This is a genomic window from Pantoea coffeiphila (assembly GCF_016909495.1).
Taxonomy (GTDB): Bacteria; Pseudomonadota; Gammaproteobacteria; order Enterobacterales; family Enterobacteriaceae; genus Erwinia; species Erwinia coffeiphila.
The window spans coordinates 141,646-167,420 of sequence record NZ_JAFBFW010000004.1 but is presented as its reverse complement, the minus strand read 5'-3'; the positions used below and the strand labels follow the sequence as shown (position 1 = coordinate 167,420).

The 25,775-nt window shown below is 55.3% G+C and carries 23 protein-coding genes and 1 tRNA gene; 8 read left to right on the top strand and 16 right to left on the bottom strand.

The features are described 5' to 3' along the window. Positions 1-10: 10 nt before the first annotated feature. Positions 11-1,165: an MFS transporter gene (locus tag JOE09_RS14350; protein WP_205066250.1), complete on the bottom strand. Its 1,155-nt coding sequence runs from the start codon at positions 1,163-1,165 to the stop codon at positions 11-13. A 774-nt stretch (positions 1,166-1,939) separates the two neighbouring features. Between JOE09_RS14350 and ompC the strand changes: the two genes are divergently transcribed. From ompC to JOE09_RS14330, 4 genes are all read left to right on the top strand, one after another. Then, positions 1,940-3,043 carry a porin OmpC gene (gene ompC, locus JOE09_RS14345; RefSeq protein ID WP_205066249.1) on the top strand — a complete coding sequence of 368 codons (1,104 nt, stop codon included), beginning with the start codon at positions 1,940-1,942 and terminating at the stop codon, positions 3,041-3,043. Positions 3,044-3,592: 549 nt separating this feature from the next. Then, positions 3,593-4,651 carry an FAD:protein FMN transferase ApbE gene (gene apbE / locus JOE09_RS14340; protein WP_205066248.1) on the top strand — a complete coding sequence of 353 codons (1,059 nt, stop codon included), beginning with the start codon at positions 3,593-3,595 and terminating at the stop codon, positions 4,649-4,651. Between the two features lie 9 nt (positions 4,652-4,660). Continuing rightward, positions 4,661-5,302 carry a DNA oxidative demethylase AlkB gene (gene alkB / locus JOE09_RS14335; protein WP_205066247.1) on the top strand — a complete coding sequence of 214 codons (642 nt, stop codon included), beginning with the start codon at positions 4,661-4,663 and terminating at the stop codon, positions 5,300-5,302. 106 nt (positions 5,303-5,408) lie between these two features. Next, positions 5,409-7,061, top strand: a complete 1,653-nt coding sequence (locus JOE09_RS14330; protein ID WP_205066246.1) for a multidrug ABC transporter permease/ATP-binding protein — start codon at positions 5,409-5,411, stop codon at positions 7,059-7,061. Between the two features lie 190 nt (positions 7,062-7,251). Here the strand turns inward: JOE09_RS14330 and JOE09_RS14325 are convergent, their stop codons facing one another. Genes JOE09_RS14325 through JOE09_RS14300 form a run of 6 tightly spaced genes read right to left on the bottom strand, consistent with a single transcriptional unit; the run spans position 7,252 to position 12,624 of the window. Next, positions 7,252-8,046 (bottom strand): amino acid ABC transporter ATP-binding protein, encoded by a 795-nt coding sequence (locus tag JOE09_RS14325; RefSeq protein WP_205066245.1) that lies wholly within the window; start codon positions 8,044-8,046, stop codon positions 7,252-7,254. Positions 8,047-8,048: 2 nt separating this feature from the next. After that, positions 8,049-8,963, bottom strand: a complete 915-nt coding sequence (locus tag JOE09_RS14320; RefSeq protein ID WP_200546187.1) for an amino acid ABC transporter permease — start codon at positions 8,961-8,963, stop codon at positions 8,049-8,051. Beyond that, the gene (locus tag JOE09_RS14315; RefSeq protein ID WP_105591307.1) at positions 8,950-9,474 is read right to left on the bottom strand and encodes a GNAT family N-acetyltransferase; all 525 of its coding nucleotides are present in this window, start codon (positions 9,472-9,474) and stop codon (positions 8,950-8,952) included. The genes JOE09_RS14320 and JOE09_RS14315 overlap by 14 nt, the downstream gene beginning before the upstream one ends. A gap of 10 nt (positions 9,475-9,484) precedes the next feature. Beyond that, on the bottom strand, positions 9,485-10,426 hold the full coding sequence (locus JOE09_RS14310; protein WP_105591308.1) for an ABC transporter substrate-binding protein: 942 nt from the start codon (positions 10,424-10,426) through the stop codon (positions 9,485-9,487). Positions 10,427-10,478: 52 nt separating this feature from the next. Beyond that, complete coding sequence (locus JOE09_RS14305) at positions 10,479-11,609, bottom strand: M20 peptidase aminoacylase family protein (RefSeq protein WP_200546188.1); 1,131 nt, start codon at positions 11,607-11,609, stop codon at positions 10,479-10,481. Positions 11,610-11,622: 13 nt separating this feature from the next. Next, the gene (locus tag JOE09_RS14300) at positions 11,623-12,624 is read right to left on the bottom strand and encodes an LLM class flavin-dependent oxidoreductase (protein ID WP_205066244.1); all 1,002 of its coding nucleotides are present in this window, start codon (positions 12,622-12,624) and stop codon (positions 11,623-11,625) included. 202 nt (positions 12,625-12,826) lie between these two features. Between JOE09_RS14300 and JOE09_RS14295 the strand changes: the two genes are divergently transcribed. Then, positions 12,827-12,997, top strand: a complete 171-nt coding sequence (locus JOE09_RS14295; protein WP_172606541.1) for a hypothetical protein — start codon at positions 12,827-12,829, stop codon at positions 12,995-12,997. Positions 12,998-13,007: 10 nt separating this feature from the next. Here JOE09_RS14295 and JOE09_RS14290 read toward each other — a convergent pair whose 3' ends face one another. The 4 genes from JOE09_RS14290 to malX form a co-directional block, all read right to left on the bottom strand. Further along, entirely contained in the window at positions 13,008-13,733 is a 726-nt protein-coding gene (locus JOE09_RS14290; RefSeq protein ID WP_205066243.1) for a 4'-phosphopantetheinyl transferase family protein, read from the bottom strand. Between the two features lie 75 nt (positions 13,734-13,808). After that, on the bottom strand, positions 13,809-14,015 hold the full coding sequence (locus tag JOE09_RS14285; RefSeq protein WP_105591312.1) for a hypothetical protein: 207 nt from the start codon (positions 14,013-14,015) through the stop codon (positions 13,809-13,811). Positions 14,016-14,231: 216 nt separating this feature from the next. Next, positions 14,232-15,422 carry a MalY/PatB family protein gene (locus JOE09_RS14280; RefSeq protein WP_205066242.1) on the bottom strand — a complete coding sequence of 397 codons (1,191 nt, stop codon included), beginning with the start codon at positions 15,420-15,422 and terminating at the stop codon, positions 14,232-14,234. A 60-nt stretch (positions 15,423-15,482) separates the two neighbouring features. Then, complete coding sequence (malX, locus tag JOE09_RS14275; protein ID WP_205066241.1) at positions 15,483-17,093, bottom strand: maltose/glucose-specific PTS transporter subunit IIBC; 1,611 nt, start codon at positions 17,091-17,093, stop codon at positions 15,483-15,485. Between the two features lie 258 nt (positions 17,094-17,351). Here malX and malI point away from each other — a divergent pair, with 258 nt between their 5' ends. After that, positions 17,352-18,383 (top strand): Mal regulon transcriptional regulator MalI, encoded by a 1,032-nt coding sequence (gene malI, locus JOE09_RS14270; RefSeq protein WP_205066240.1) that lies wholly within the window; start codon positions 17,352-17,354, stop codon positions 18,381-18,383. A gap of 893 nt (positions 18,384-19,276) precedes the next feature. Here the strand turns inward: malI and JOE09_RS14265 are convergent. From JOE09_RS14265 to JOE09_RS14255, 3 genes are all read right to left on the bottom strand, one after another. After that, positions 19,277-19,353: transfer RNA gene (locus tag JOE09_RS14265), tRNA-Pro, on the bottom strand. 76 nt (positions 19,354-19,429) lie between these two features. Beyond that, entirely contained in the window at positions 19,430-21,190 is a 1,761-nt protein-coding gene (yejM, locus tag JOE09_RS14260) for an LPS biosynthesis-modulating metalloenzyme YejM (RefSeq protein ID WP_205066239.1), read from the bottom strand. Positions 21,191-21,211: 21 nt separating this feature from the next. Continuing rightward, the gene (locus tag JOE09_RS14255; RefSeq protein ID WP_105591318.1) at positions 21,212-21,439 is read right to left on the bottom strand and encodes a YejL family protein; all 228 of its coding nucleotides are present in this window, start codon (positions 21,437-21,439) and stop codon (positions 21,212-21,214) included. Positions 21,440-21,600: 161 nt separating this feature from the next. On the opposite strand from JOE09_RS14255, the gene yejK reads away from it, so the two are divergent. After that, positions 21,601-22,605, top strand: coding sequence for a nucleoid-associated protein YejK (yejK, locus tag JOE09_RS14250; RefSeq protein ID WP_205066238.1), 1,005 nt, complete (start codon positions 21,601-21,603; stop codon positions 22,603-22,605). A gap of 97 nt (positions 22,606-22,702) precedes the next feature. Here the strand turns inward: yejK and rplY are convergent, their stop codons facing one another. After that, positions 22,703-22,987: a 50S ribosomal protein L25 gene (gene rplY, locus JOE09_RS14245; RefSeq protein ID WP_205066237.1), complete on the bottom strand. Its 285-nt coding sequence runs from the start codon at positions 22,985-22,987 to the stop codon at positions 22,703-22,705. A 126-nt stretch (positions 22,988-23,113) separates the two neighbouring features. Then, positions 23,114-24,868 (bottom strand): DNA repair helicase RadD, encoded by a 1,755-nt coding sequence (radD, locus tag JOE09_RS14240; protein WP_205066236.1) that lies wholly within the window; start codon positions 24,866-24,868, stop codon positions 23,114-23,116. Between the two features lie 186 nt (positions 24,869-25,054). Here radD and rsuA point away from each other — a divergent pair, with 186 nt between their 5' ends. Then, positions 25,055-25,759, top strand: a complete 705-nt coding sequence (gene rsuA / locus JOE09_RS14235) for a 16S rRNA pseudouridine(516) synthase RsuA (RefSeq protein ID WP_105591322.1) — start codon at positions 25,055-25,057, stop codon at positions 25,757-25,759. The last annotated feature ends 16 nt before the right edge of the window (positions 25,760-25,775 follow it).

Genomic DNA, 25,775 nt, shown 5'->3' with positions numbered 1-25,775 from the left:
TTGGCACTGCTCATCGGGTGATCAATCTCGCGCTGGCGGCAACGACTAACAGCAGTGCAGCAACGGCGCTGAAGGCGACCGACAGACTTGACCACTGAGCAATAAAACCGATCAGTGCCGGGCCGGCAAGAATGCCTGCATAACCAATCGTTGTCATCGCGGAGATGGCCAGGCTTACCGGCATGGTTTTTTGGTTCCCGGCGGCGCTGAACATAATCGGCACGGTGTTCGATGCGCCGAAACCGACCAGTAAAAAGCCTATCAGCGTCATTGTTGAGTCGTTGATGGTTACCGCCAGTACCAGCCCTGCCGCAGCGCACAGTGAGCCGAAGAACAGCGTTGCCGTGCGGCCCGCTTTTAACACAACCCAATCGCCGCATAATCTGCCAATGGTCATGGCGACGGAAAACACCGCATAGCCCATTCCGGCCTGCGCGGCAGGCATATCGCGGCTATGAGTCAGAAATAGTGCGCCCCAGTCGAGAATGGCACCTTCGGCAAGAAACAGAATAAAGCACAGTACACCGAGGAACAGCACCCAGCCGCGCGGCAGAACGAACATCGGCGTATCGGGCTGATGCAGGCGTTCGTTCAGGATATGGCGCTGACAAAACAGATACAGCGCGATCAGCAGCAGATTAATCACCAGTACCGCATGTACCGGAGTCATGCCCAGAGCCAGAATCAGGCTCATCAGCCCGGCTCCAACGATACCGCCCATACTAAAGAAACCGTGGAATCCGGACATCATCGCTTTGCCCGAACTCTTTTCCACCTCTACTGCCTGGATGTTCATCGCCACGTCAATCATGCCAATAGACGCACCGAAGGCCATCAGCGCCAGTGCCAGAGAGAAAGGGGAGGAAAGTACGGCCAGAAGAGGAAGCAGCACCAGCAGGAAAAAACTGCCGCAGGTAATGATACGCTTACAGCCGTATCGCCCCACCAGAACACCGGTTAGCGGCATCGCAATCAGCGATCCCAGTCCCAGAAACAGCAGCAGTGTGCCTAAAGAGGCATCACTCAGCGCGGCACGTTCTTTAGCATAAGGTACCAGCGGTGCCCAGGCTGCCATACCAATCCCGGCGATCAAAAAAACGACGCGAGTTGCCCGTTGATTTAATCGCGCTACATTCGCTGAGATCTGCGTTTCCAGTGTTGTCATTTTATCCATTCAGCCCGTGCAAAGTTAACCCCGTTTTTTACCACAATTGCCATTAGTAAAGAAGCGCAACGCTGCGTGGGGGGGCGCTGTTTAAGCGGATAGCCGGGCTATCTGATCATTCAGCCAATCTTAATAACCTGAAAGGTCACACCTGTGAATCGGAATCGTCGGGTAGCGGCGATTTTCCAGAGGAGTCCTGGGCCGTGGTTTAAATCGGTAGTGCGCCAATCTGCGCTATCTGGTGCTTATCAGAAACTGAACTGTAGCGGCTATTTGTTTCTTTCAGGCGGAGTGACGGGGAGAGAACGTTTACTTTACGGGGGAAATTAGCTTTACGGATGTTTGCTCAGGAATTAAAAGCAAAAAAAACCGGGCAACAAGGCCCGGTGGAAATATTTGGGGTGACACAAATCATTCGGGGTGAATGAAGGTAATAATGAAATTAAATGATGATAGCGTAATTATTATAGCTTTTGCTGGACGGCGATATTTATCATTCAGTGCGCAAAATAACTGTTTTAAGTTATTGTTTTTAATGAATTAAATTATTTTTTGATTATTGATGCTGTATTATTTATCAATAAATGCCATTTAAAAGTTCCATCGAATTTACTTTTTGAAATATATGTAATATGTTCTGAAACATATTATTGTGTTTGGTATCATTTTCTTCATGGATTATTGCCTGTAGTTCCTTAATATGACCTTCAATGCTGAATTAATACATTCAGTACGCAGTGGCAAATAAGATAAATAAAATGAGAGGGTAATTACATGAAACTTCGCGTTCTTTCGCTGATGATTCCAGGTCTGCTGGTAGCCGGTACCGCTGGCGCAGCTGAAATCTACAATAAAGACGGCAACAAACTGGATCTGTTCGGTAAAGTTGACGGTCTGCACTACTTCTCCGATGACAATGGTACCGATGGCGATCAGTCTTACCTGCGCTTTGGCTTCAAGGGCGAAACTCAGGTGACCGATCAACTGACCGGTTATGGTGAGTGGGAATATCAGGTTGCGCTGAACAACACCGAGTCTCAGGGGACTGCTGACAACTACACGCGTGTCGGTTTCGCGGGTCTGAAATTTGGCGATGCGGGGTCTCTGGACTACGGTCGTAACTACGGTGTTATGTACGACATTGGCGCATGGACCGACGTTCTGCCTGAGTTCGGTGGCGATACCTACGGTGCGGATAACTTCCTCTTCCAGCGTTCAAGCGGCCTTGCGACCTATCGTAACAATGACTTCTTCGGTCTGGTTGACGGCCTGAACTTTGCTATCCAGTATCAGGGCAAAAACGGCAGCCCGGAAGAAAGCAATAACGGTCGTGACGTTCTCGGCCAGAACGGTGATGGCTGGGGTCTGTCAACCACCTATGACATCGGTGAAGGCTTTGGTATCGGTGCCGCTATGTTCTCTTCTGACCGTACTGACGAGCAAAACAACAGCGCAGCGCTGGGTCACGGCGACCACGCGACCGCATACTCAGGCGGTCTGAAATACGACGCTAACAACATTTACCTGGCCGCCATGTATACTCGCGCGTATAACGCGACCCGTTTTGGCAGCATTGACTCCAGCGCTTACGGTTACGCAAACCAGGCAGATAACTGGGAACTGGTTGCACAGTACCAGTTTGACTTCGGCCTGCGCCCATCTCTGGCATTTGTTAGCTCACGTGGCAAACAGATCGAAGGTTACGGTTCTCAGAACCTGAAACGCTACATTGATGTGGGTACCACCTACTACTTCAATAAAAACATGTCCACCTACGTTGATTACCAGATCAATCTGCTGGACGACAGCGCATTCACCAACGCAGCCGGTATCAATACCGACGATGTAGTGGCAGTTGGTCTGGTTTACCAGTTCTAAGTCTTGCTACTACAGACGGGCTAAAGGATATCCCCTGATGCCTGTTAGTTGAAAGTAACGGAGCCGCTATCTTTTCAAGATGGCGGCTTTTTTATCATCGGTAGCCGAATAACCCTCTCTTAACGTCATCCTTTTCGCAATAAAGTGCACTTGTGCTTTTGTTATCAGCAGCTAATCGCTTGTGGCTGTGGCTGTGGCTGTGGTTTGAGCGAGCCAGGCCCGGCCGCCGCAGAGGTCGGGCCTTCTGAACGTTTTGCATCGCTTTCACCATGCAGAGAGGAGATCCGGAGGCTTAACCCGCCAACGCCCGCTCCTGACTTTGCAAACGACTCGGAACAAATGCCACTCTGTACTGGTCCGACAGGTTAACAAACGAAGTGATGGCACCCTATTTCTAAACCGCCCCTGAATCACCACTCCTGCTACCCTTGTCATTCCCGCCTCTGGCAAAGATAATCATCGCCACAAATTTTCTAAAGCATTTAAAACCGGCGCAGCCCTTGTAGCTCTGGCTAACGCCGTAACGGCAGCAAAAAGGTTAGAAAGAAAATGAAAGCGAACTGGCGACACCTCATCAGCCTGGCGGCAGCGTTTCTGCTGGTGGCCTGCGACAACCCGCAAACCTCCGTGCAGCAGGACGCCATGGTGCTGGAAGGGAAAACCATGGGAACCTACTGGCGCGTCAGCCTGGCGGGCGTGGATAACTCGCGCCGCGAAGCTTTGCAAAACGCCATCCAGCAGCAGCTGAATAACGATGATCATGAGCTTTCAACCTGGAAAAATGACTCCGTCCTTTCCCGATTCAACCAGTACCGCGGCAGCGGCCCGCAGCCGGTCAGCGACAACATGGCCGATATCGTCACCCTGGCACTGCGAATTGGTCATCAAACCGGCGGGGCGATGGATATCACTATTGGACCCCTGGTTAATCTGTGGGGCTTCGGCCCGGACAAACAGCCCGTCAGCACCCCGAACATTCAGCAGATCGATGCCGCCCGCGCGCTGACCGGATTGCAGCACCTGCAGGTGATCAACCGTGCCGGACAGGCATATCTGCAAAAAGATCTTCCAGGACTGTACGTGGACCTCTCAACCGTGGGTGAAGGTTTCGCCACCGACCACCTGGCACGGCTGATGGAAAAAGAGGGCATCAACAACTATCTGGTGTCGGTAGGCGGGGCGGTGCTGACGCGTGGGCAAAATGCGCAGGGCAAAGCCTGGCAGGTGGCGATTCAGAAACCGACCGATCGTGAAAATGCGGTGCAGGCCATCGTCGATCTGCAGGGACACGGTATCAGCACCTCCGGCAGCTATCGCAACTACTATGAGCTGGACGGCAAGCGTATTTCTCACGTGATCGATCCGGTCACCGGCCAGCCGATCCAGCATCGCCTGGTGTCCGCCACGGTGATTGCTACCACGGCGCTGGAGGCCGACGGCTGGGATACCGGGCTGATGGTACTGGGCGAGGAGAAAGCCAAAGCGCTGGCGCTGCGTGATAAGCTGGCGGTCTATCTGATCTATAAACAGGGCGACGGCTTTGCCAGCTGGATGTCGCCGCAGTTTAAGGCCTTTATACAGTCTGATACCGGCAGTGATAAACCCTGAGGAGTCGCTATGCTCGATCTGTTTGCCGAAGAGGAACCCTGGAGCGAACCCCTGGCCGACGGCGCGGTGATCCTGCGCCGACGTGCGTTGAGCGATGCCGATGCGCTGCTTGAACAGGTGGCGCAGATTGCGGCACAGAACCCCTTTCACCATCGCATCACGCCCGGTGGCCACCGCATGTCGGTGGCGATGACCAACTGCGGGGATCTGGGCTGGACCACCGACTCGCGCGGCTATCAGTACAGCGAGCAGGATAACGCCGGAGGAACCCGCTGGCCGCCTATGCCGACGCTGTTTCGCCAGCTTGCCGTCAGCTGCGCTGCCGAAGCCGGTTTCCCACATTTTAATCCCGATGCCTGCCTGCTTAACCGCTATGAGCCCGGAGCAAAGCTGACCCTGCATCAGGATAAGGACGAACGCGACCTGCGTCAGCCGATCGTTTCCGTCTCGCTCGGGCTGCCTGCGGTCTTCCAGTTTGGTGGTTTTGAGCGGAGTGATGCCACCATGAGGGTGCTGCTGGAGCACGGTGATGTGGTGGTGTGGGGCGGGCCTTCACGGCTGCGCTACCACGGGATTCTGCCGCTGAAACCCGGTATTCACCCTCAGGCCGGTGCGTTCCGCTTTAATCTGACCTTCCGCCGCGCACACTGACCCCGTAGCAGACGGCAGCCAATGCGGTGATAATGAGAATTAGTATTGATATAGCCCACTATCTCATTAAACTGCTAGCTGCTTTTTTACCTGCCGGGATGTTTTCATGGAGTTGCTCCACGTTGTTTATAAGCAGTATCGCTGGCCGTTTATCGGCGTGATCCTGCTTAGCCTGCTCAGCGCCGTGCTGGGTATTGGCCTTATCGCCTTTATCAACCGCGAACTGATCGTTACTCTCAACTCTTCACTGATGGTGCTGCCGCAGTTCCTTGGCCTGCTGCTGCTGCTGATGGCGGTGACGCTGGGGTCCCAGCTGGCGCTGACCCTGTTGGGTCACCACTTTGTCTATCGTCTGCGCGGTGAATTTATCCGCCGGATTCTGGATACTCGCGTCGAGCGCATCGAGCAGATTGGTAACGCCCAGCTGCTGGCGGCGCTGACCAGCGACGTGCGTAATATCACCATCGCTTTCGTGCGTCTGCCCGAACTGATCCAGGGGATTATTTTAACCGTAGGATCGGCGGCCTATCTGGGCTGGCTGTCACCGAAAATGCTGGTGGTCACCGCCATCTGGGTTGCTATCACGATTTTCGGCGGCTGGCTGCTGGTATCGCGGGTTTACCGCCATCTGGAAGTGCTGCGTAACACCGAAGAGCGCCTGTATGCCGATTTCCAGACCATTATCGAAGGCCGCAAAGAACTGGCGCTGAACCGCCAGCGCGCGCAGCAGATTTTTGACGATGTCTACGGTGAGGATGCCCGCACCTATCGCCATCATATCGTGCGCGCGGATACCTACCATCTCAGCGCCGTTAACTGGTCGAATATCATGATGCTCGGCGCGATCGGGCTGGCATTCTATCTGGCCAACAGCCTGGGCTGGGCCGATACCGCCGTCGCTGCTACCTATTCGCTGACGCTGCTGTTCCTGAGGACGCCGATGCTGTCTGCCGTAGGCGCGCTACCAACGCTGCTGACCGCGCAGGTGGCGTTTAATAAGCTCAACACCTTCAAGCTGGCCGACTATCAGGCCGAATTCCCGGCTCAGAGCGGTAAGAAGGCGTGGCAGACCCTGGAACTGCGCAATCTGGTATTCCACTACGGCGATAACGGATTCAGCGTCGGGCCGATCAACATGGTTCTCAACCGTGGCGAGCTGGTGTTTCTGATTGGCGGTAACGGCAGCGGAAAATCCACGCTGGCGATGCTGCTGACCGGGCTATATCAGCCGGTTTCCGGTGAGATCCTGCTCGACGGCAAAGTGGTTCAGCCCGAATCGATGGACGATTACCGGCAGCTGTTTTCGGCGGTGTTTACCGATGTGCACCTGTTCGACCGTCTGATCGACGACAGCGGCCAGCCCGCCGATCCCGAGCGGGTACAGGCATGGCTGGAGCGGCTACAGATGCAGGATAAAATCCAGCTCGACGGCAACCGCATACTGAATCTGAAACTGTCGAAAGGGCAGAGCAAGCGCCTGGCGCTGCTGTTGGCCACCGCCGAACAGCGCGACATTCTGCTGCTTGACGAGTGGGCGGCGGATCAGGACCCGCACTTCCGTCGTATCTTCTATCGCGAGCTGCTGCCGTGGTTACAGGGGCTGGGCAAAACGGTGTTTGCTATCAGCCATGATGACCACTATTTCCTGCATGCCGATCGCCTGCTGGAAATGCGTCAGGGGCATCTCAGTGAGCTGACCGGGGCCGAGCGGGATATGGCCACGCTGGATGCAGTAAAGCGTACCGATACCGCAGGCTGAAGGGCAAAAGGACTTTGCATAAGTTCAGCTACTATTGTTATTAGTCAACGGGTTAGTACAGGGGTAAGCTGATTGCAACGGTTGAGTACCGCCGTTAACTTCCCTGAACTTTCTCGTCGTCTTACCAAATGGTTGCAACGGCTTATCATTATGATAAGCCGTTTTTTTATGCATCAGAGAGGGGGAGAAATTAGAGAACTTTGGCGAGGAAGCGGCTGGTGCGCGGATGCTGCGGGTTGTTCAGCACCTGATGTGCGCTGCCTTGTTCAACGATTTTACCGTCAACCATAAAGACCACATTATCGGCCACCTCGCGGGCGAAGCCGATTTCATGGGTGACCACCACCAGCGTGGTGCCGGAGCGGGCGAGCTTTTTAATGGTATCCAGTACTTCCCCAACCAGCTCCGGGTCCAGCGCGGAGGTGGGTTCATCAAACAGAATAACTCGCGGATCGAGCGCCAGTGCACGAGCAATCGCGATGCGCTGCTGCTGACCACCGGAAAGATGGCGCGGCCAGGCATCCGCCTTGTGACGTAATCCCACCGCATCCAGCAGCTCTCCGGCGCGTTCTATTGCCTGCTGGCGGGTTAATCTTTTATGCACAATTGGCGCTTCAATAATGTTTTCCAGCACCGTCAGATGCGGGAACAGATTAAAGTTCTGGAAGACGTAGCCCACCTCGGTACGCTGTTTGAGAATCGCCTTTTCCTTCAGCTCATACAGCTTATCCCCTTTGCGCCGATAGCCAATGTAGTCGCCGTCAATGCGAATAAAGCCTTCGTCGACGCGTTCCAGATGATTAATCGCCCGCAGCAGGGTGGATTTACCGGAGCCGGAAGGGCCGAGGATCACCGTCACCGAACCCGGCGGCAGCTCCAGCGACACATTATCCAGCGCCTTGAAGCGGCCAAAGCTTTTGCTGACGTGGGTAATCGAAATATGGCCGCGCACCGCGTGGCTGTGCAGATCGAGGGCTTCTGACATCGTTAGCTCCTTAGCGGGGTGATCGCCGCAGTCTGGCGGCGTAAGCGCCAGCGTGGACGCGGAGTAGAAGATTCACGGGTTGCACTGCGGGCCAGCCAGCGCTCGACATAATGCTGCAGAATCGACAGTACGGTGGTGATCAGCAGATACCAGACGGCGGCCACCATCAGCAGCGGGATAACCTGCTGCGTACGGTTGTAAACCATCTGAATGGTGTAGAACAGTTCCGGCATCGCGAGTACGTACACCATCGCGGTGCCTTTGGCGAGGCTGATAATTTCGTTAAAACCGGTCGGGATAATTGAGCGCAGCGCCTGCGGCAGGATAATGCGCAGCGTGCGGCGCGAGCCCGGCAGGCCCAGCGCGGCGGCGGCTTCAAACTGACCCTGATCGACGCCGAGTATGCCACCGCGAATAATCTCAGCGGTATAGGCCGACTGCACCAGCGTCAGGCCGATTACGGCGGTGCTGAACTGGCCAAGTACGTCAATGGTCTGGTATTCGGCAAAGGTCAGCGGAGTAAACGGAATACCAATCGACAGCGTGTCGTAGAGGTAAGAGAAGTTGTAGAGAATAATCAGTACCACAATCAGCGGCAGCGAGCGGAACAGCCAGATGTAGCCGAAAGCCAGTCCCGAAAGCAGCCACGAAGGCGAAAGGCGGGCCAGCGCCAGCAGTCCACCAAAGAAAATACTGAGCACCGTGGCAATCAGCGTCAGCAGCAGGGTCTGACCCAGGCCGCTGAGGATCGCCGGGTGGAAGAACCAGTGGGCGAAGACCTTCCACTCCCAGCGAGGATTAAAGGCCACCGACTGAATCACTACCGCCAGCACAAACAGGGCAATAAACCCGCCCAGCACTCTGAGCGGATAGCGGGCAGGGACCACGCGCAGGGTTTCCGTTTCATTGTGTTTCATGAGCGGCTCCTGCGGTAACATGCTGATTCAGCAGCTTGCGAAAGCGCAGTCGGCCATCATGGGGCGGCAGGCTGTACTCTTCCGGGTTACGGGTGATATCGAACTGCGGCTGATAGCCGTGGGAAAGATAGAGCCTGACGGCTTCCGGCTGGCGGAAACCGGTGGTGAGGAACACCCCTGTGTAACCTGCCAGCTCGGCGCGTCGCTCCAGTTCAACCAGCACCTGCAGTGCCAGCCCCTGGCGGCGCAGATCGCTGCGCGTCCAGATGCGTTTCAGCTCGGCGGTTTCCGCGTCGAGCGCCTTGTAGGCGCCCATTGCAATAATCTCACCATCGCGCTCCAGCACCACAAATGTACCCCGTGGCGGCAGATACCATTCGGTCAGCTCGACTTCCGCGTCGCGGGCGAAAAAATCACCGTAGCGGGCGCTGTATTCGCCAAACAGACCTTCGATAATCGGTGCCAGCTCCGGGGCTTCCGGTGACAGCTGGCGGAACTGTGCTTGACTCATCACGAACTCCTTAGTCGCCCAGACCCGGCGGGTTGATCTCGGAGCGATCCAGGCGTTCAATGCCTTCGCCCCAGCGGTTCAGCACCTTGTCGTACTCGCCGCTTTTAATCACGCCGTTCAGCGCGGTGTTCACCGGTGTGACCAGGCCATTACCTTTCTTCAGCGTCACCGCGATGTGTGCCGCCTTCGGCCAGCCGCCGTCAACGCTTCCTACCAGTTTGGTCTGGCCGGTCAGCGCCGCTTTCCATGCGCCGATCACGTTTGGACCAAAGAAGGCATCCGCACGGCCGGACTGCAGTGCCAGCGTCTGCGCGGCATCATCTTTCACGTAGATTGGGGTAAACGGCTTCAGGCCTTTTTTCTGGTTGGCTTCATCCCAGGCCAGCAGGATCGCTTCCTGGTTGGTGCCGGAGCCGACGATAATCCGCAGGCCGGCAATATCTTCCGCTTTTTTCAGCGAGGTGATTTTGCTGGTGGACTTCACGTAAAAGCCCAGTGAATCCTGGCGGTAGGTGGCGAAGTCAAACTTCTCTTTACGCTCTTTGGTGACCGTCACGTTGGTGATCGCCGCGTCGTATTTGCCGGAACTGACGCCCAGCGGCCAGTCTTCCCATGAAGTTGGTACTACGTTCAGCTCAAGACCCAGGCTATCGGCCACCAGGCGGGCGATATCCACTTCGCTACCCTGCAGGGTTTTGTTGTCATCGGAGAACAGCGTCAGCGGTGGGGAGTTCAGCGCGGCCACGGCAACGGTAAATTTACCCGGCACGGCGAAGCGGTGATCCTTAGGGATCTGCGCCACGGCTTCAGGGTTCACCGGCGCATGGATCGGCGCAGCATTGGCTTCCACGCTGATCCCCGTGCCGTTCACGGTGACGGTTTCGGCCCAGGCTCCGCTGGTCAACAGGGCGGTAGCAACGAACAGTCCTGACAGTAATGAGGTTTTAAGCATAATGTTTACTCTTATTATTTGAATGTGCAGGTGGAAACGCAGTTTGCTGTGGCTAACTAATTTCACGCAGCGCGGCTTCTGCCAGCTGGCTGAAATAACGGGCGGCCGGTTCGATCAGGCTTTCATCCGGTTTAAATCCGGGATGATGCAGGCCGAATTCGCTGGCGCTGCCGATACTGACGAAGGTGCCAGGGGTGTTGTGCAGGTAGAAGGCGAAATCCTCCCCGCCCATTTGCAGATCGGCGTGCTGTACGGTGTAACCGGCTTCCGCCGCGACCCCTTTACTGAATTCTGCCCAGCGCTCGGTATTGACCAGCGCCGGAGGCCCCGGATGCCAGTTGAGCTTCGCTGTTGCACCGAAGCCTTCGGCGATGCTGCTAATCAGCTGCTGGAAGCGTTGCGGTAATGATTCACGAATGGCGTCGTTGTGGGTTCGCACCGTCCCTTCCAGTACCACGGTCTGCGGCAGCACGTTCCAGGTATTGCCGCCCTCAATGCGGGTGACGCTGACTACCACCGATTCCAGTGGACTGTAGCTGCGGCTGACCAGCGTTTGCAGTGCGGTAACGATCTGGCTGGCAATCACAATCGCGTCAATGCCCTCCTGCGGACGGGCGGCGTGGGCACCTTTACCGGTGACTTCGAAGTCAAAGCGATCGACGTTGGCATAAAACGGCCCGCCGCGCGTGGCGAAAGTGCCAACCGGCAGTTCCGGCGCGTTATGCATGCCGAAAATCGCGCTTACGCCTTCCAGCGCACCGGCTTTGATCAGCGTTTTCGCCCCGCCAAACCGTTCTTCCGCTGGCTGAAACAGCAGACGTACCCGGCCTGGCAGCGTTTTCTCACGCGCTTTCAGCAGCAGTGCAGCACCAAGGATCACCGAGGTATGTACATCGTGACCGCAGGCGTGCATCACACCGGGATTCTGTGAGCGAAATTCAACCGGGACCACCTCTTCGATCGGCAGTGCATCGATGTCGGCACGCAGCGCAATCAGTGCGTCACCCTGACCGATCTCGGCCACGACACCGGTATTCAGCCCGTAAGGCTGCGGCTCGATGCCAGCGCTGCGCAGCCAGCCCTGAATGCGTTCAGTGGTGGCAAATTCCTGATTGGACAGCTCGGGGAACTGATGCAGTTCACGTCGCCATGCGATTAACTGTTGTCCAAGATTCTGACTCATTGTGCTGTGCTCCTCAGGCGGCGACCAGGCGATGGCTGGCCAGTAGTTCCAGCGATTTCACCCGCGCCGCGCCGCTGCTGACCGGCGTATCAATAACAAACTCTTCAATGCCGTACTGCTGATGCAGCGCTTCGAGCTCGTTATGAACCTGTTCGGCTGTGCCTTTAATGACCGCGGCTTCGCGCGGTTCGATGCGGTAATTCGTGGCGTTCGCCTGACGAATAAAGGCTTCCGCCTGGGCAATCGTACCAACGGTGACGCTCTGGCCATTTTCTACATGAACACGGTAGTGCTGCAGATCGGCGGCAAGCAGGTCGGCATCTGCCGCTGACTCAGCCACAATCACCTGCACCGCTACCAGCGCCGACTGTCCGCCGCTCAGGCGACGATAGGTTGCCAACGTCTGCTCCAGCTCCTGGCGGTTTCCGTTAAGATGCGCGGCAAAAACAAACTGCCAGTTCAGCTCGGCGGCCAGCTGCGCGCTGCCTTCGCTGGCACCCAGCAGAAAACGCTGAGCCGGGCGAGCAGGGACCGGAGTCGCCAGCAGCTGGTCTTCGGTTTGACTGTCGCTGTCGCTGGCGTTCAGCCAGCCTTCCAGCGCCCGCAGCTGGCTGGAGAAATCGCCTTTCGCTTCGGCGTTAATGCCGTGCTGCAATGCGCGGGTAGACAGCGGCAGGCCGCCCGGCGCTTTGCCCACGCCAAGATCGACGCGGCCCGGAGCCAGAGAGGCCAGCAGGTTAAAGTTTTCCGCCACTTTATAAGGGCTGTAGTGCTGCAACATTACGCCGCCGGAACCGACGCGCAGATGGCGGGTATGGGCAAGAATCCAGGCGATCAGCACTTCCGGTGACGGGCTGGCCAGAGCCTGCGTATTGTGGTGTTCAGCCAGCCAGAAGCGGTGAAAGCCCCACTCTTCGGCTTTTTGCGCCAGCAGTAATGTCCTTGCCAGTGCCTGGGCAGGCGTTTCACCTTCTGCTACCGGACTTTTATCCAGCAGGCTCAATTGATAAGCCATAATTAATCCTTAATGCGCTTCAGTTGCTGGCAATTATTGAAGGGAGCTGCGAGGGGAGTAAAACAACAAATCTGGCATATATCATTCATCAAATGGGATAAGCGGCTATTACCAGCGGCTGGCAAAGGCTGTGCGAAATGGATATTTTGCGGAGGCGATAAAATAAGGTTTACTAACCTTTCACAACACAGAGGAGCAACGTATGAAAGGTTTATGGCTGCATTTTACCCGCTTTTTCCAGGTACCTGCCGGTATGGCAACGCTGGATAGCTGCCGGGTTGTTGAAGCGATGATTCCGATGGTGGAACTGTATGGTGTGGATCTGCACGACCTGCCGCAGCTGAACGACCGCAGCCCGCGCGACGGTAAATAAGCTATGCAGACTATTCCTGCAGCCCGATAACCCAGGTTAATACCGTATCGGGCTGTAACTCAACCTCTACCGTAAACTCCCTTCCGGCACAAAACTCAACGGAAAACGTCTCAGTCAGCCTTAGCGTGAGCCGCGTGTTTTGCGCATCCCAGTCAACCACCTCTGCCGTACTGAAATCCATAAAACACCGCAGTTTGGGCCATATCGCCTTATATAAGCTCTCTTTCGCCGAAAAAACGAGTGTCACCGCACAGGCAAAAGGCAGTTCAAGCCGTTCTAACAGTGCCTTCTCCGCAGGATTAACGATCATATGCGCCATTTCTGACGCGTGTTTTTCCGTCATCATCTGTTCGCAGTCGATACCCGGCAGGACGTCATTGCGGCGGGTCAGCAGCGCGCAGATGCGCCGATGGGTGTGCGAAAGCGAACCACGTATGCCTTCCGGCCACAGCGGAGCACGGTCTTCATCGTTGTGCAGAATGAACTGCGTAACGTCCATCCTGGTCAACGCCTGCTGCAGGCAGTAGCGGCTGGCAAGATATTCCGCGCGGCGTTTGTTCACCGCTTTTTGCAGCCTGGCAGGGAAGGGGATATTCAGCAAATCAAACAGTTCAGGGGTGAAATGCGCTTCGTTAAACTGCACGTCGAGCAGTAACACATTGGGATAAGCGGCAAGCGGGCTAAGAACCGCACGGGAAATAAATGGAGGCAATGAAGGCAGGTTTAGCAAAGGCATAGCCACTAACCGATTAAAAAGTGATGCTTAATTTAAACAGGTTAGTGGCCAGATTTCAAAACTGAGCGGACAGACTCAGTGGTTTGGCGGGATCGCGAGATTTTTAATCGACACCACAAAGTGCTCGTTGCCCTTGGAGATCTTGGCACCACGGGTGCACCAGTGGCTGGCGAGACGGAAAAAATCGTCGCTACCGATGTCGTAGGCCAGTTCTACTTTATGAATTCCCGAATGAAGCAGTTCTTCTGCATCTTTAAAATTTGTCGCTTTTACTGTCGGCATGTTAGTCATCCTGTTTTACACAGTGCGATGAAGAGTGTATCCACAGCGTATGATATTTGTGTGACAGTTTTGTTTCACCAAAACGGGTTGCTGACAATATGCGATATAACCCGCAAAATTTTGCAACGTGTTGTAATTCAGCGGGAAGGCGCGGCTGATGACGTCCGGCATCACCCTTTCAGCTTAACTCTCAGACGCACCACTTGGCCGGAGCGGTTAACCCGAACGGTGCTGGATTACTGCCTCAATGCCAGCGATTAATTTATCCATTCCCGCTTCGACTTTCGACCTCGGGCAGCCGACATTCAACCGCAGGAAGCCGTTGCCCTCTTCACCGTAGGTATAACCCGGCATAATCGCGACTTTCTGCCGTTCGATCAGCTCTGTTTGCAGCAGACGATCGTCAATCCCTAACGAGCGCAGATCGATCCAGGCCAGGTAGGTTGACTGCGGTGGCTGCCAGCCCAGCTGCGGGAAGGCGTGATTCAGCCGTTCGGCCACGTAGCGCAGATTGCCCTGCAGATAGTCGCGCAGCGCATCCAGCCAGGGTTCACCGGCGCGATAGGCCGCCACGTGGGCATGAACGGCCAGCACCGCCGGCGAAGATAATCCGTCGCAGGCCTTCAGCTGATGCAGGTAGGCATCGCGGTGTATTTTACTGCCGATCAGCCCGTATGCACCGGTCAGCGCGGGAATGTTAAAGCTCTTGGAGCCGGAGGTCAGCAGCGCCCAGTCGCTTCGTGCTACTTCATTCCACGGCGTGTGCCGATTGTTACCCCAGACCATATCCATGTGGATTTCATCGCTGATAGTCCGTACGCCGTGGCATTCGCACAGCTCAGCAATCAGCGCAAGCTCCGACCGCGTCCAGACTTTTCCCGTCGGATTGTGCGGGCTGCATAGCAGCAGCACCGAGCAATCTGGCTGGCTTAGCAGGTTTTCCAGCAGTTCTGCGTCCAGTCTCCAGTCGTTGCCCTGTTTGATCAGCGGGCAGGGCAGCATGCGGCGCTGATTGCCGTCTACCACCTTAAAGAACGCGTCGTAGGCCGGTGTGAAAGTGACTACGCCGTCCCCCGGCTGGCTCCACAGGCGGATCAGCTGCGCCGCCATATAAATGACCGAAGGACCGTAGACCACCGTTTCACTATCAATACGGCTGTTAAAGCGCTGCTGAAACCAGTGGGCAATTGCGCCGAGAAAATCATCATGTTGCCAGCGGCTATAGCCCAGCACACCGTGCTGCAACCGCTGTTGCAGCGCCTCAAGAATGCATGGCGCGGTGGGGAAATCCATATCCGAAATGGTGAACGGCAGCAGGTCGGCGCTGCCGAAGCGATCGGCGACGTAATCCCACTGAGTGCACCAGGTGCCGTGGCGGTCGGTGACGGTGGAGAAATCAAAAGACATGCGCTTTACTCCCGGCATAACGCAAATAAGGGCGACCCTGGTCGCCCGCTGAAAGGGGGGTTATACGGTAATCGGTTCTGCCGCTGCAGGGCTGGCCGCTGCACGGATCAGAGCATCCAGCTCGTCTTTTACCGACTGCACCTGTGGGCCAATTACCACCTGCAGGTTGTGTTCATTAAGATGTACCACGCCAATTGCCCGATTGGCTTTCAGCGTTGCATCATCCACCAGTGTCATATCCGCCACCGACAGGCGCAGACGGGTGATGCAGTTGTCCAGGGATACGATGTTGCCTGCACCGCCCAGCGCACTCAGAATAGCCGGCACGTTGTAGCCCGATTTGCTGGAAGACGGCACGGCGGCGGCAGGCAGGCTGTCCGATTCGCGGCCCGGAGTTTTGATATTAAAGCGGGTAATTGAGAAGCGGAAGATCGCGTAGTAACCCGCGAACCAGATGGCCGCCACAACCGGCACCAGATACCACTTGGTGGCGGTGCCGTGCAGGATGCCAAAGACCACAAAGTCAATGATGTTGCCGTCCGTATTACCGATGGTCACGCCCAGCACCGACATCACGGTGAAGCCCAGACCGGTCAGGAATGCGTGGATCACGTACAGCGCAGGTGCCACGAACAGGAACAGGAATTCGATCGGTTCGGTGGTGCCACCAACCACGCAGGCAACCACACCGGAAATCAGCAGCCCTTTAATTTTATGACGGTTTTCCGGTTTGGCGCAGTGGTACATTGCCAGCGCGGCACCCGGCAGCCCGCCAAGGAAGGCCGGCATCTTACCCTGCGACAGGAACTGCGTTGCGCTTTCTGAGAAGCCGTGGGTGGTCGGGCAGGAAAGCTGCGCCTGGAAGATGGTCAGCGCGCCGCTGACTTCACGGCCGCAGACATCTAATGTTCCGCCTGCTTCGGTGAAGCGGATTAGCGCTACCAGAATGTGCTGCAGGCCGAACGGCAGCAGGAAACGCTCGCCGGAGCCGAAAATCATCGGGCCAAATACGCCCGCGCCCTGGATCAGGCGGCCAAGACCGGTAATCCCGGCAGCGAAGAACGGCCAGATCAGCGGGATCAGTAAACCGACCAGACCCAGCACTACGGTAGTGACAATCGGCACGAAGCGGGTACCGCCGAAGAACGCCAGGGCGTCCGGCAGGCGAATGGTGTTAAAGCGCTCGTGCAGTCGGTAGACGATGATGCCAACGATCACCGCACCCAGAATGCCGGTATCGATAGACTGAATGCCCAAAATCATCTGGATATTATTGGCTTTCAGCACCGCCGGATCGGTGGTGGGCAGCGTACCGTTGGCGGTCAGATAGAAGTTAACGGCCAGATTCAGCACGGTGAAACCGACGAAGCCGGAGAAAGCGGCAACGCCTTTATTCTCGCGCGCCATCCCCAGCGGAATCGCAATAGCGAACATCACCGGCAGGAAACTGAAGGCGAAAGAGCCAACCTTGCTCATCCAGACGAAAATCAGCTGAAGAACGGGATTGCCCAGCACCGGTAGCAGGGTGATGACATCGCGGCTGCTCAGTGAACTGCCAATGCCGAGCATAATGCCGCAAAACGACAGCAGCGCGACCGGCAGCATGAAAGTTTTACCCAGGCTCTGGAAGAACTCCCAGAGTGTGAAACGTTGTTTTTTATGTGCAGGCATACCCGCTCCCCAATGGTGTTGTTAGGCTCTGTGTTGCTGGAGGCTAAGATAAAACGTTTCACCAAAACAATACGTGTTCAAGCTCACACTATCCGATCATTCCAGGTATAACGGGGTTTAAAAAAGGTTTAACGTTTTACTTAAATTGCTTAATCATATATAACTCTCTGACCAGGCTAATTTTTTGCTTCCGGGTACGTATAATGGCGGCCGTGAGCGATGCCGTTTCGTGGAGTCCGGTATGAACGATAAAGTCCGATGAACCATAAAAAGATCACGATTATCGATGTGGCCCGCCACGCCGGTGTGTCTGTCACCACCGTTTCACTGGTGCTGGGCGGCAAGGGGCGTATCTCTCAGGCGACGGCTGAGCGGGTTAACCGCGCCGTGGATGAACTGGGTTTTGTGCGTAATCGCCAGGCAAGTACGCTGCGCGGTGGGGAATCCGGCGTGGTCGGGCTGATTGTCCGCGATATCTGCGAGCCGTTTTACGCCGAAATGACCGCGGGCCTCAGCGAAATGTTTGAAGCGCAGGGCAAAGTTTTGTTCCTGCTGCAAAGCGGAGCGTCGGGGAAAGGTCTGATGCGCTGCTTCGATACGCTGCTGACGCACGGCGTAGACGGCATTGTGATTGCCGGCGGTGAAGGGGCAATGAGCGGCCTGAAGGAAAAGGCAGAAGAGCAGGGCGTGCCGCTGATTTGTGCCACCCGTTCCGGCGGCATTGACGGCGTTGACGTGGTCCGCCCCGACAATATGCTGGCGGCAAAAATGGCCACGGAATACCTGATAAGACAGGGGCACAAGCAGATCGCCTATCTCGGAGGGCTCAGCAATTCACTGACCCGCGCCGAACGGCTCGGCGGTTTTTGCGCCACGCTGCTGCAATATGGCCTGCCGTTCCGCACGGAATGGATTATCGAATGCGATTATCAGCAAAAGTGTGCGGCGGATGCGACGGAACTGCTGCTCTCCCACTACCCAAAAATCAGCGCCATCGTCTGCCATAAATCTTCCGTGGCGCTGGGGGCTTATTTTGGCGTGCTGCGCACCGGCGCAGAAGTTGGCGGCGGCGCAGTTGACAGTTTCTTCCAACAAAAAATCGCCCTGATTGGCATGGAAGACGCCCCCGAGTCCGAGCTGACCGAACCGCCTCTAACCTCAATTGCCAACTCCGCGCGTGAAATCGGCCACGCTACGGCGCGGCGTTTGCTGCTGCGCATTGGCGGGCAGAATCTGGAAGCGCAGAATATTATCGTGCCGCCCGCGCTGGTGGAGAGGGCGTCGGCGTGATTCGAATTGATAAATTCCGCCTTAGCGGGCGGGTTTTATATTACTGGATAGGCACGTGAAGAGTCTGACTGTTATTTTATATAAATATCCCTCGCTATGGTTCTGGATGCGATATTAAATTCTAATTTCTGATGAAATAATATTACGTGCGTAATTGATTTATTAATCATTCGATTTAATAGTTGAATGTATTATGTTTTTATAATTGTGATGGCGTTCAAGTGTTTTTGTAAAAAATGAATTATTTCTATCTGTAATTGATTTGTATGTGGCTACATTTCTTTTATATTATTGATATTTCGGTGTTTTTTACATTACTTGTTTCCTATTAAATATATTGTAATTTTAAATCATGTGAATGTATTCTTTGTTTGCGGTTTTCAAATTCAAACTGCGGCAATAATAATGGTGGTTGTTCATGGTGATGAATATTTAAAGGATTGAAAATGAAACACAGAATATTCAGGGGCATAGTATTACTAATATCCATCCTGACTGTAGCGTCCTTGCTGAATGGGGTTGGGATATTTGATAATACTTTTTATTCTGCCCCACGCGAACTTTCTAATCTGGTGATAACCGTTCTGAGCATGTTTGGTATGGTTAAGATCACCGATGGAATATTTGTGTTCTTTTCCAGAAGATGACTGCGTCAGTGACATTGTGCTGGCCTGTGCCATATAAGGCCTCTTCTAACAGAGGCCTTTTTATTCATAAGTAGCGTGGGTTTTAATCAAACCTAACGATTGCACAGGCTAAATAATCTTAGTCTTTAGCCTGTGGATGCAGGGCGTTAGTGTGACGGGTTAAGTGACTCTGATAGTTTTATTTGTTAACGACAAAATTCAGGCACAAAAAAACCAGCCGTAAGAGGCTGGTTTTTCTAAGGTATTTGGTCGGCACGAGAGGATTTGAACCTCCGACCCCGGACACCCCATGACCGTGCGCTACCAAGCTGCGCTACGTGCCGATATTTGCAGCATAGTTTACTGAACTGGCCTTCGAATGCAAGTAGCTAACATCTTGACTGCGTTATATTTATACAGTCAGTTAGCGATAAAACGTTTTTCGTCGGTCAGTACCTGAAGCAGCAGCGCCAGCTGCGGCTTGTGGTTCTTCAGCTCTTCACCCTGCGAATTCCACGCCGTATAGCTACCGTTGTTATCCAGCAGCAATGTCTCATCGGCGGTGGTGATAACCAGGCGGTGGTTGCTGATACTGCTTGCCACCCAGTTATGACGACGCTTCGCAGAGAATAAGTCTTCCCCCTGCGAATAGTCAGCAAGCGGCGTATTTACATGCAGAAGACGCTGCATCAGGGTTGCCATAATGTCCTGATGATCGGTGAGTTTATTCACCGTTTGTGCGGGCGTTTGTGGCCAGTGCACGATCATCGGCACCTGTAGCGCTGCGCGATTGCCTGGATTGTCATCACCTTCCAGTACCACTCCGTGCTGAGCGGTAATGACCACCACTGTCTTGTCCAACAGCCCTTTCTGTTCCAGCGTAGCCAGCACGCTTTGTATCTGCTGATCGACATTGGCAGCGGCCCGACTGTACCGACGAAGGCGTTGCTTATCGGAACCATCCCCGCCGCTGTTATCTGCGGTGGTTAGTGACAGATAGGAGAACCACGGATTGCTATCGTTTCTGTGCCCGTTCAGCCAGTTTTGCCACTGGGTGGTCGTCTGATCGTTACTCTGTTCGCGGGCTTCCGGCAGAGAGAAATCAGACAGCAGCGCCTGGCGATAAAGAGGCGAATTGAAGCCGTCGCTGGCAAACAGGCCAAACTGATAGCCCTGCTGGCCCAGCGTGCCAATCAGCGTTGAAGCAATGCGTGATGAGAGTACGCCGTCCATATAGCTCGGGGAAATACCATAAAACAGCCCAAACAGACCCGTGTCATCGGTGCCGCCGGAGCTGAAGTGCTGGCTAAAGCGCACATTACTTTCGGCGAAACGCGTCAGGTTTGGCAGCATTTTAGGCATACTGGCTTCATTCAGCCCGTCCACGGTGATGACCAGCAGGTTGTTGCGTGTACCGCGATCGCTGACGGTAATATCGCTCAGCGGGTAGGCGACCGACAGCGCTTCAGGATTCCCCTGCTGCACCAGGCGGCGCTGATACTCCTGCGCATCCAGCAGGCCGTATTTTTCCAGGAAGCGTCGCGCTGTCATTGGATAGGAAAGCGGAAGGTTCGAACGCTGCATAGTGATCGGGCGATAGAAGTTAGCATCCGCCCAGATATACATCAGATGGCTGGCAAAGAAGGCGCTGATAAACAGGGCTGCCAGCGGTTTGCCGAAGCTGCGGCGGTTCAGGCTGCGCAGCTTTTGCCAGCTCCAGGTGGCAAACAGCATCTCCACAAGGAAAATCACCGGCACGCTGATAAACATCAGCTGCCAGTCGCGCGCCAGTTCGCTTTGATCGGGGTTAATCACCAGTTCCCAGACAACGGGATTCAGGTGCAGGTGGAATCGTTCAAAAACCGCGCCGTCGACCAGAATCAACGTCAGTCCCGCAGTGGCGATAATCGCCGACAGAAAGCGTAACAGCCGCTGCGACATCACCACGAAGGTCAACGGGAAAACGATCAGCAGATACGCGGCGAAGACGATAAAGCTGAAGTGCCCGATCCAGCTGCTAAACGCATAAATCCGACCGGCCAGCGAGGTTGGCCAGTCGGAAACAAACAGGTAGCGGCTACCCAGAATGAACGCAAAAATGATGTTAAACAGGGCGAACCAGTGCCCCCAGCTTATCATCTGGGAGACTTTTTCACGGTAGCGCTGCCGATTTGTTACCATAACGGGATCAGAGTCGTCTCATCAGTGGGCTTTATCTTCGCGTACCGACGCCTGAAGCGCTTCGGCAAACGAACGAGCCATAGTCTGGCGCTGCGCAGGTGCAACGCTGGTATTGAGCAGGTTGGTCACCATATTTCCCAAAACCATCAGGGAAAGATCGGTAGGAGTCTGGTTTTTTTCCAGTACCTGGACCAGTTCTGCGAGGATTTTTTCCACGCGTTCGTTAGTGTAACGGGATGATTGTGCCATAGCGTCTATTTTACTGAGATTTAAAAGGCGCCATTTTACCGTAACAGCACGTTTTTTTCTGCATTTTTATCGTCAGCAACGGGTTAATGTTGTTGCTGATTGGTTGATCGAAATAGCACTCGGTGATTGAATACGCGCCTGTGCCAAAAGGAGAGTTTACCATGAGTCTGGATATCGACCAGATTGCCCTTCATCAGCTGATCAAACGTGATGAACAGACGCTGGATCTGGTTCTGCGTGATTCGCTGCTGCCGTCCACCCCGGCGGTTACCGCCATGATGGAAGAGCTGCATCGCGTTTACAGCGCCAAAAGTAAAGCCTATGGCCTGTTCAACGAAGAGAGCGAACTGGCCGAGGCGCTGCGCAACTGCCGCAAAGGCGAGGATGATTTTCTGGGTTTCAGCCGTGCCGCTACCGGTCGCCTGCGCGATGAACTGGGTAAATATCCCTTTGCAGAAAGCGGCGTGGTGCTGTTTGGTCAGTACCGCTACCTGGCGGTGAACTATCTGTTGATCGCGGTGCTGAGCAGCCAGAACAGTATGCGCGTGAACGAAGAGCTGGATATCAGCAGCACGCAGTTCCTGGATATTAATCATGCTGATATCGTGGCGCGCGTCGATTTGACCGAGTGGGAAGCTAACCCGGAGTCGACCCGTTATCTGACCTTCCTGCGCGGGCGGGTAGGGCGCAAAGTCGCGGACTTCTTTATGGACTTCCTTGGTGCCAGCGTGGGTCTGGACACCAAAGCGCAGAACCGCGGCCTGCTGCAGGCGGTGGATGACTATTGCGCAGAAGCCAGCCTTGATAAAAACGAGCGCCAGAACTACCGTCAGCAGGTTTACAGCTATTGCAACGAGCAGCTGCAGGCGGGTGAAGAGATCGAACTTCAGGGGCTGTCGGAAGAGCTGGCGCCGCTGGGTGAAAAAACCTTCCAGGCGTTTACCGCCGAGCAGGGCTACGAGCTGGAAGAGAGTTTCCCGGCCGATCGCAGCACTCTGCGTCAGCTGACCAAGTTTGCCGGCAGCGGCGGTGGCTTAACGCTGAATTTTGACGCTATGCTGCTGGGCGAGCGTATCTTCTGGGACCCGACCACCGATACGCTGACCATTAAGGGCACGCCGCCCAACCTGCGCGATCAATTGCAGCGCCGCACCAGCGGTAAGTAGCCGCATAGGGTGGATCTGATTTCAGGTCTGCCCGAATTCAGCATAAAAAAAACGCCGCATATGCGGCGTTTCTTTTACATCTGTAACGAACGAGCGATTAAGCGCGAACGAAGTCGATGTGGTGCAGTTTTGGCTTGAACGGGTGACGCTGAACAGCCTGCACTTTAACTTTGATTTCTTTGCCATCTGCAACCAGAGTCAGCACTTCTTCGTAAAAACCAGGCTTAGCCTGCATGTTCATTACGGAGTCGTGGTCCAGTTCGATAGCGATAGCTTCTTCTTTGCCACCGTAAACGATAGCTGGGAATTTGTTAGCTACACGCAGGCGGCGGCTCGCACCCTTACCCTGCTCTTTACGTACTTCTACATTGATAGTGAACATTATAAAGTCTCTTCAGTTTTTGTTCCTGCTACAGGCGACCCAGCAGCAGGCGGATTGTTCAGCCTTTGCAGAGCAAAAGCGGGCGGCATTATAGCCTCGTTTGCCGCTGCGGGCAACGTAATAAACTCAGCGCAGCTCATTAGCCCGGCGAAAACGTCCCTGGTAATCAAAGACTTTTTCCCGCACCTGCCAGAAATGCCGCTGTTTACGCGCGACAACAAAATCAGGATGGCGCAGCAGCGGCTGGAGGCTGATGATATCGTCAGCCGTTTTCCAGTTCAGCGGCACGCCCGGTGCGCGCTGGTGCGGGCGTAAAAAAAGCTGCTCAAAGGCGGTGCGCTGCGCCGGGCTTTTCAGCCGGAAACGCTCGCTCACCTCGGTGGCCTCTTCATCGAAGTAGCGCGCCTTCAGCCATTCGCCGTGCTCGTCGCTTCCGGCCTCCAGCACCATGGCCGCACAGCGCAGTACCAGCGCATCCTTCAGCTTCAGCGCGGCTTTCAGCATATCGTCGGGATCGACCAGAATCGTGTCGCACTCGCGGCAGCGGCGGGCGGCAATATCATTTTCGGCGTTGCACTGCGGGCAGTTCTTGAAGCGGAAGCGATAGTCGCACTGCTCGCGGTTGCCTTCATCATCCTCCAGCACGCCCTGGCAGCGGCGGCCAAAGTGCTCAATGATTGTGCCGTCGGCGGTGGTTTTCCCCCAGAAGGTGTTGGCGAAACCGCAGCCGGGGCAGAAAACCTGCACCGGTTTATTGTCGCTTTTCCCTTTTGGCGTCCCCACTTCCGGCGTAAACAAATCGTGAGGATTACCGGCGTAGTCGAGGATCAGGCAGTCGCTTTTCCCCGGACTGAGGCGCAGTCCGCGGCCGACAATCTGCTGGTAAAGGCTGACCGATTCGGTGGGGCGCAGAATGGCAATCAGGTCGACGTGGGGCGCATCAAAGCCCGTGGTCAGTACCGCGACGTTGACCATATATAGCAGCTCACGCGCCTTGAAGGCGGTAATCAACGCATCGCGTTCGGCGGCGGGCGTTCCGGCGCTGATTAAGGCTTTACTGTCCGGCAGCAGGCCGAGAATTTCTCTGGCATGCTCAACGGTCGCGGCGAAGATCATTACTCCCTGACGCTCTTGAGCAAATTCGACGATCTGCTGAATGATATGCGGCGTGATGCGCTGCTGCTGTTTCAGTTCACGGTTGAGATCGGCCTCGCTGAACAGGCCATTTTCCTGCGCCTGCAGACGACTGAAATCATACTGCACCACCGGCATGTCCAGCCGCTCGGGCGGTACCAGAAAGCCGTGCTTAATCATATAGCGCAGCGGAAGCTCATAGATGCAGTCGCGAAACATCGCCTGTTCGCTGCCGCGCACCATACCGTGATAGTGGAACTGATAGATCCAGCCTTTCCCCAGCCGGTAGGGCGTGGCGGTAAGGCCGAGCAGACGCAGCTGCGGATTGCGCTGGCGCAGCTGGTTGATGATTTGCTGATACTGGCTGTCGTCGGCATCGCTGATGCGATGGCACTCATCAACAATCAGCAGTGAAAAACGGTCGTCAAACTGCGCCAGGTTTCGTGCCACAGATTGCACGCTGCCGAACACCACTTTTGCCTGGCTCTCTTTACGCTGTAGTCCGGCGGCAAAGATATCCGCCTCCAGATCATAAGCCTGATATTTCGCGTGATTCTGCGCCACCAGTTCTTTGACATGCGCCAGCACCAGTACCCGACCACGCGCCACGCGGGCCAGTTCGGCAATCACCAGGCTTTTGCCCGCGCCGGTCGGCAGCACGATGACCGCCGGCTCGGCGGAGCGGCGAAAGTAGCTGACGGTGGCATCCACCGCTTCCTGTTGATAGGGGCGTAGGGTAAAAGACATGAACACTCACTGCGGAAAAAATATTTGGCTATTATGCCACGAAAGGGCGTTATGAGGACTATTCCCTCTGTGATGCAGGGACTTCTGCGGCTATACTGTGCATTCCATTCTGGATGAGCGCTTCGCGCCACATCACAAGACGTTAATCGTCAGTTTTCATTCCAAAATACAGGCAGTGCAGAGTTAATGCGACTTGATAAGTTTTTATCCCAGCAGCTGGAAGTCAGCCGCGCCATCGCCGCGCGTGAGCTGCGAGCAAAAAGAGTGACCGTTGACGGCGAAGTTGTGCGCGATGGCTCATTTAAACTGACCCCGGAAAACACCGTGGAGTTTGACGGTAATCCGCTGCAGCAGCAGCTGGGGCCGCGCTATTTCATGCTGAATAAGCCGGTGGGTTACGTGTGTTCCACCGACGATCCCGATCATCCTACCGTGCTGTATTTCCTCGCCGAGCCGACCGCCTATAAGCTGCATGCCGCCGGACGCCTGGATATTGATACCACCGGTCTGGTACTGATGACCGATGACGGTCAGTGGTCGCACCGTATTACCTCTCCTCGCCACCACTGCGAGAAAACCTATCTGGTGACTCTTGAGCATCCGCTGAGCGACGACACGGCGCAGCAGTTTGCCGAAGGCGTGCAGTTGCACAATGAGAAGACGCTGACCAAACCGGCGGTGCTGGAAGCGCTCGACGAGCATCACGTGCGCCTGACCATCAGTGAAGGTCGTTACCATCAGGTGAAACGGATGTTCGCCGCGGTGGGGAACCGCGTGGTGGAACTGCACCGTGAGCGCATTGGCGATATCAGCCTGGATGCCGATCTGGAGCCGGGTGAGTACCGTGCGCTGACTGAGGAAGAAGTCGCCAGCGTTGGGCTGGCGCGCTAGCGCACAATAATTTCAA

Coding starts and splice junctions, on each gene's coding strand:
- JOE09_RS14350 (WP_205066250.1), bottom strand. CDS start 1,165: ATGACAACACTGGAAACGCAGATCTCAGCGAATGTAGCGCGATTAAAT.
- ompC (WP_205066249.1), top strand. CDS start 1,940: ATGAAACTTCGCGTTCTTTCGCTGATGATTCCAGGTCTGCTGGTAGCC.
- apbE (WP_205066248.1), top strand. CDS start 3,593: ATGAAAGCGAACTGGCGACACCTCATCAGCCTGGCGGCAGCGTTTCTG.
- alkB (WP_205066247.1), top strand. CDS start 4,661: ATGCTCGATCTGTTTGCCGAAGAGGAACCCTGGAGCGAACCCCTGGCC.
- JOE09_RS14330 (WP_205066246.1), top strand. CDS start 5,409: ATGGAGTTGCTCCACGTTGTTTATAAGCAGTATCGCTGGCCGTTTATC.
- JOE09_RS14325 (WP_205066245.1), bottom strand. CDS start 8,046: ATGTCAGAAGCCCTCGATCTGCACAGCCACGCGGTGCGCGGCCATATT.
- JOE09_RS14320 (WP_200546187.1), bottom strand. CDS start 8,963: ATGAAACACAATGAAACGGAAACCCTGCGCGTGGTCCCTGCCCGCTAT.
- JOE09_RS14315 (WP_105591307.1), bottom strand. CDS start 9,474: ATGAGTCAAGCACAGTTCCGCCAGCTGTCACCGGAAGCCCCGGAGCTG.
- JOE09_RS14310 (WP_105591308.1), bottom strand. CDS start 10,426: ATGCTTAAAACCTCATTACTGTCAGGACTGTTCGTTGCTACCGCCCTG.
- JOE09_RS14305 (WP_200546188.1), bottom strand. CDS start 11,609: ATGAGTCAGAATCTTGGACAACAGTTAATCGCATGGCGACGTGAACTG.
- JOE09_RS14300 (WP_205066244.1), bottom strand. CDS start 12,624: ATGGCTTATCAATTGAGCCTGCTGGATAAAAGTCCGGTAGCAGAAGGT.
- JOE09_RS14295 (WP_172606541.1), top strand. CDS start 12,827: ATGAAAGGTTTATGGCTGCATTTTACCCGCTTTTTCCAGGTACCTGCC.
- JOE09_RS14290 (WP_205066243.1), bottom strand. CDS start 13,733: ATGCCTTTGCTAAACCTGCCTTCATTGCCTCCATTTATTTCCCGTGCG.
- JOE09_RS14285 (WP_105591312.1), bottom strand. CDS start 14,015: ATGCCGACAGTAAAAGCGACAAATTTTAAAGATGCAGAAGAACTGCTT.
- JOE09_RS14280 (WP_205066242.1), bottom strand. CDS start 15,422: ATGTCTTTTGATTTCTCCACCGTCACCGACCGCCACGGCACCTGGTGC.
- malX (WP_205066241.1), bottom strand. CDS start 17,093: ATGCCTGCACATAAAAAACAACGTTTCACACTCTGGGAGTTCTTCCAG.
- malI (WP_205066240.1), top strand. CDS start 17,352: ATGAACCATAAAAAGATCACGATTATCGATGTGGCCCGCCACGCCGGT.
- yejM (WP_205066239.1), bottom strand. CDS start 21,190: ATGGTAACAAATCGGCAGCGCTACCGTGAAAAAGTCTCCCAGATGATA.
- JOE09_RS14255 (WP_105591318.1), bottom strand. CDS start 21,439: ATGGCACAATCATCCCGTTACACTAACGAACGCGTGGAAAAAATCCTC.
- yejK (WP_205066238.1), top strand. CDS start 21,601: ATGAGTCTGGATATCGACCAGATTGCCCTTCATCAGCTGATCAAACGT.
- rplY (WP_205066237.1), bottom strand. CDS start 22,987: ATGTTCACTATCAATGTAGAAGTACGTAAAGAGCAGGGTAAGGGTGCG.
- radD (WP_205066236.1), bottom strand. CDS start 24,868: ATGTCTTTTACCCTACGCCCCTATCAACAGGAAGCGGTGGATGCCACC.
- rsuA (WP_105591322.1), top strand. CDS start 25,055: ATGCGACTTGATAAGTTTTTATCCCAGCAGCTGGAAGTCAGCCGCGCC.